The organism is Pseudomonas sp. IPO3749, assembly GCF_013386605.1.
In the GTDB taxonomy this organism is placed as follows: Bacteria; Pseudomonadota; Gammaproteobacteria; order Pseudomonadales; family Pseudomonadaceae; genus Aquipseudomonas; species Aquipseudomonas azotoformans_A.
In genome coordinates, this window is the sequence record NZ_JACARN010000140.1 from 1 (window position 1) to 4,341 (window position 4,341).

Consider the following 4,341-nt stretch of genomic DNA (forward strand, 5'->3'; position numbering starts at 1 on the left):
CAAGGAAACCACCAGTAAGGAAATGCGCCAGGACAAGGACGCCGGCAGCGTGGCCGCGTTGTTCCGCAACCATAAAGCGGCGTTTATCACCGTGCTCGGCTACACCGCCGGCGGCTCGCTGATCTTCTACACCTTTACCACTTACATGCAGAAATACCTGGTGAACACCGCCGGGATGCACGCCAAGACCGCCAGCTACATCATGACCGGCGCGCTGTTCGTGTACATGTGCATGCAGCCGCTGTTCGGCATGCTCTCGGACAAGATCGGCCGTCGTAATTCGATGCTCTGGTTCGGCGCCCTTGGCACGCTGTGCACCGTGCCGATCCTGCTGACCCTGAAAACCGTGACCAACCCGTTCCTGGCCTTTGTGCTGATCTCCCTGGCCCTGGCCATCGTCAGCTTCTACACCTCGATCAGCGGCCTGGTGAAAGCGGAAATGTTCCCGCCGCACGTGCGTGCCCTGGGTGTCGGCCTGGCCTATGCAGTGGCCAACGCGATCTTCGGCGGTTCGGCGGAATACGTGGCCCTGGGCCTCAAATCCATGGGCATGGAAAACACCTTCTACTGGTACGTCACCGGCATGATGGCGGTGGCCTTCCTGTTCAGCCTGCGCCTGCCGAAACAGGCGGAGTACTTGCACCACGATCTATAAGGGACGCGTTATGACACTGCGCACGAGCAATCAATTGTTCGACGCTTACTTCACGGCGGGCAGCATGGCCGAGGTGTTCTGTGACCAGGGACGCTTGCAGGGCATGCTGGATTTTGAAGCGGGCTTGGCCAGGGCCCAGGCCCAGGTCGGCTTGATTCCCCAGGCCGCCGTCGCACCGATTGCCCAGGCCTGCCTGGCGTCGTTGTACGACGTGGATGCCCTCGGCGTGGCAATTGCCACGGCGGGGAATTCGGCGATTCCGCTGGTGAAGGCACTGGGCAAGTTGATTGCCAGTGAAGATGCCGGGGCTGAGCGCTACGTGCATTTGGGCGCGACCAGCCAGGACGTGATGGACACCGGCCTGGTGCTGCAACTGCGGCGGGCGGTGGAATTGATCGAGTCAGACCTGATGCGTCTGGGCGACATACTTGCCGCCCAGGCCCAGCGCTACGCTGGCGTGCCATTGGCCGGGCGTACCTGGTTGCAGCATGCGACGCCGGTCACCCTGGGGATGAAAATCGCCGGTTGGCTGGGCGCGGTGACGCGCAATCGGCAGCGTCTTGCTGAACTGAAACCGCGTTTGCTGGTGCTGCAATTCGGTGGCGCTTCGGGAACCCTCGCAGCGCTGGGCGAACAGGCCATGCCGGTGGCCGAAGCGCTGGCGGCTGAGTTGCAATTGACCTTGCCCGAACAACCCTGGCACACCCAGCGGGATCGTTTGGTGGAGTTTGCCAGCGCCCTCGGTTTGATCGCTGGCAGTCTGGGGAAGCTGGGCCGTGATATCAGCTTGTTGATGCAGACTGAAGCCGCCGAGGTGTTTGAGCCATCCGCACCGGGCAAGGGTGGTTCTTCCACCATGCCGCATAAACGCAACCCAGTAGGCGCGGCGGTGCTGATCAGCGCCGCCACCCGTGTACCGGGCCTGGTCTCGACGATGTTCAGCGCCATGCCCCAGGAGCACGAACGCAGCCTGGGCCTGTGGCACGCCGAATGGGAAACCCTGCCGGAGATCTGCCGTTTGGTCTCCGGTGCGTTGCAACAGGCGTTGTTGGTGAGCGAAGGCTTGGAAGTCGACCCGCAGCGCATGGCGCACAACCTCGACCTGACCCAAGGCCTGGTATTGGCCGAAGCCGTCAGCATCGTGCTGGCCCAGCGTCTCGGGCGTGAAACCGCGCACCATCTGCTGGAGCAGTGCTGCAAGCGTGCCGTCGCAGAGGGGCGTCACCTGCGTGCGGTATTGGCGGACGAACCACAGGTCACCGCCGAACTGTCCGCAACTGAATTGGACCGTTTGCTCGATCCCGCCCACTACCTGGGCCAGGCCCACACCTGGGTCACCCGCGCCGTAGCCGAACACTTTGCTTGAGGAGACCACCGTGGCCTTTGTACAACTCGCCGAGGGCGAACTGCATTACCAATTGGATGGGCCTGAGGATGCACCGGTTCTGGTGCTCTCCAACTCGCTGGGCACCGACCTGCACATGTGGGACATCCAGATCCCGGCCTTCACCCAACATTTTCGCGTGCTGCGTTTCGATACCCGTGGACATGGCAAGTCCCTGGTGACTCCGGGCCCCTACAGCATCGGGCAACTCGGTCAGGATGTGATCGCGCTGCTGGATGCGTTGGATATTCAACGCGCGCATTTCTGCGGGCTGTCCATGGGCGGCCTGATCGGCCAATGGCTGGGCATCAACGCGGGCGAGCGTCTGCAGCGCCTGGTGGTGTGCAACACCGCCGCCAAGATCGGCACACCCGAGGTGTGGAACCCGCGCATCGAGATGGTGCTGCGCGATGGCGCAGCGGCGATGGTGGCGTTGCGCGATGCGTCGATTGCACGCTGGTTCACCGCAGACTTTGCGGCGGCCAACCCGCACCAGGCCAAGCAGATTACCGACATGCTGGCGGCCACATCGCCCGAAGGTTATGCCGCCAACTGTGCGGCGGTGCGTGATGCCGATTTCCGTGAGCAACTGGCTTCAATCAAAGTGCCAACCCTGGTCATTGCCGGTACCGAAGACGCCGTCACACCGCCGGCGGGCGGTCACTTTATCCAGAACCATGTGCAGGGCGCCGAGTACGCCGAGTTTTATGCGGCGCACCTGTCCAATGTGCAGGCGGGCGCGGCGTTCAGTGACCGTGTGCTGGAATTTCTGCTGGCGCATTAAACCTGTGGCGAGGGCGCTCACCACAGGTAATCGATTTGAATACGGAGAATTAGTTGTGGACGAGAAACAACGTTATGCCGAAGGCCTGCACATGCGCCGCGAAGTGCTGGGCGATGCCCATGTCGACCGCAGCCTCAATGCCCTGACCGAATTCAACAGCGAGTTCCAGGAAATGATCACCCGCCACGCTTGGGGTGACATCTGGACCCGTCCCGGCCTGCCCCGGCACACCCGCAGCCTGATCACCATTGCCATGCTGATCGGCATGAACCGCAGTGAAGAACTCAAGCTGCACCTGCGCGCCGCGGCGAGCAATGGCGTGACCCGCGCTGAGATCAAGGAAGTGCTGATGCAGAGCGCGATCTACTGCGGGATCCCGGCGGCGAATGCCACGTTTCACCTGGCGGAGTCGGTGTGGGATGAGCTGGGGGTTGAATCGCGGGAATAGGGGTTAGTGGGAGTCGGCGTTCCACACCCAATTCCATACGCCCGGCAAATGCACGGCTTCATTCACATCCCTGACCGTACGCGCCAGCGCTGCGCGCTTTAGCTGGGCCGTGTCGGTGTAGAAAGGTTCGGCGGCGGTCTTCACGCCGTTGATCCGGGCGCTGTCCAGCAGGATCTGCAGGTACTCCTGCAGATGTCGCGCGGTGTAGCGGTTGATGTCGTGGAAGGTCACCACTACCGGTATCACGCCGTCCACCGTCGGCAATTCACCCAAGGCAATGTGTTCGCGCACCACCGACAGTTGCCGGTACAGGTTGGCTCGGCGGCGCGGGCTGCCGTTGAAGCCCCAGATCTTGCCGTCATTGGCGCTCAGGTCCGTCAGCAACACGTGCATGCCGTGGCGCTGGTAGGCGGTGAAGGTGCGGCGGTCGTAATTCCAGAACGGCGGGCGCACCAGCACCGGTGGCGCACCTGTGATCGCGGCGATGTCGGCGGCGCCTTGGGTGAGGGTGCTTTCCAGTTCGGTATCGTTCAGCCAGCGGTGGTTGGTGTGAAACCCCGTGGCCGTGTGGAAGGCCAGGACGTGACCGGCCGCGTATTCGCGTTCCATGGTCTTGCGACCCCGTGAGCTGCCGCCCGATCGAGCGGCTTCGGTCTGCAGAAAAAACACCGCTTTGATCCCCGGCAGCACCGGGTTCTGCGCCAGGTCGGCCACCACCGAACGGCTCGGGTTGTTGTAGCCCGACGCGCTGGGACCGTCATCGAAGGTCAGCAGGAAGCGGATCGGTGCCTGGGTTTGCAGGCGCTGCTCGGTCTCTGGCGTGAGAGCGATGGGCGAGCCAATGCAGCCGCTGAGGCTCAAGGCCAGGGCAAATACGGCGGATACGATGGCGAAGGATTTCATGGTGGGCGCAGGCTCGAATAAAGGCCGCTGCTGAGTGGATCAGCAGCGGCAGGCGCGCACCATACAGCAAGATCGGCTGTGTGAGGTTACAGGCTGACAAACGAGCGTCGCCAAGGGTCAGCCGACGTATTGAGGGCGCAGCGGCTTGCCCATTTCTTCATTCAAGG

General features: G+C 62.7%; 5 protein-coding genes. 4 read left to right on the top strand and 1 reads right to left on the bottom strand.

Features of this window, described 5'->3' with window-relative positions; all coding sequences use genetic code 11:
* From HX812_RS31705 to pcaC, 4 genes are all read left to right on the top strand, one after another.
* Positions 1-655: MFS transporter (locus tag HX812_RS31705; protein WP_178949157.1), on the top strand; the 655-nt coding region annotated here is incomplete at its 5' end.
* A 10-nt stretch (positions 656-665) separates the two neighbouring features.
* The gene (locus HX812_RS31710; protein ID WP_038849787.1) at positions 666-2,021 is read left to right on the top strand and encodes a 3-carboxy-cis,cis-muconate cycloisomerase; all 1,356 of its coding nucleotides are present in this window, start codon (positions 666-668) and stop codon (positions 2,019-2,021) included.
* A 10-nt stretch (positions 2,022-2,031) separates the two neighbouring features.
* Positions 2,032-2,823 carry a 3-oxoadipate enol-lactonase gene (gene pcaD, locus HX812_RS31715; protein ID WP_038849789.1) on the top strand — a complete coding sequence of 264 codons (792 nt, stop codon included), beginning with the start codon at positions 2,032-2,034 and terminating at the stop codon, positions 2,821-2,823.
* A gap of 55 nt (positions 2,824-2,878) precedes the next feature.
* On the top strand, positions 2,879-3,271 hold the full coding sequence (gene pcaC, locus HX812_RS31720) for a 4-carboxymuconolactone decarboxylase (RefSeq protein WP_038849790.1): 393 nt from the start codon (positions 2,879-2,881) through the stop codon (positions 3,269-3,271).
* Positions 3,272-3,274: 3 nt separating this feature from the next.
* Here the strand turns inward: pcaC and HX812_RS31725 are convergent, their stop codons facing one another.
* Positions 3,275-4,174: a polysaccharide deacetylase family protein gene (locus tag HX812_RS31725; protein ID WP_038849792.1), complete on the bottom strand. Its 900-nt coding sequence runs from the start codon at positions 4,172-4,174 to the stop codon at positions 3,275-3,277.
* Positions 4,175-4,341 lie beyond the last annotated feature (167 nt).

What these genes read in the sequence shown, in the direction of transcription:
- HX812_RS31710 (WP_038849787.1), top strand. Translation starts at nt 666, where the DNA reads ATGACACTGCGCACGAGCAATCAATTGTTCGACGCTTACTTCACGGCG.
- HX812_RS31725 (WP_038849792.1), bottom strand. Translation starts at nt 4,174, where the DNA reads ATGAAATCCTTCGCCATCGTATCCGCCGTATTTGCCCTGGCCTTGAGC.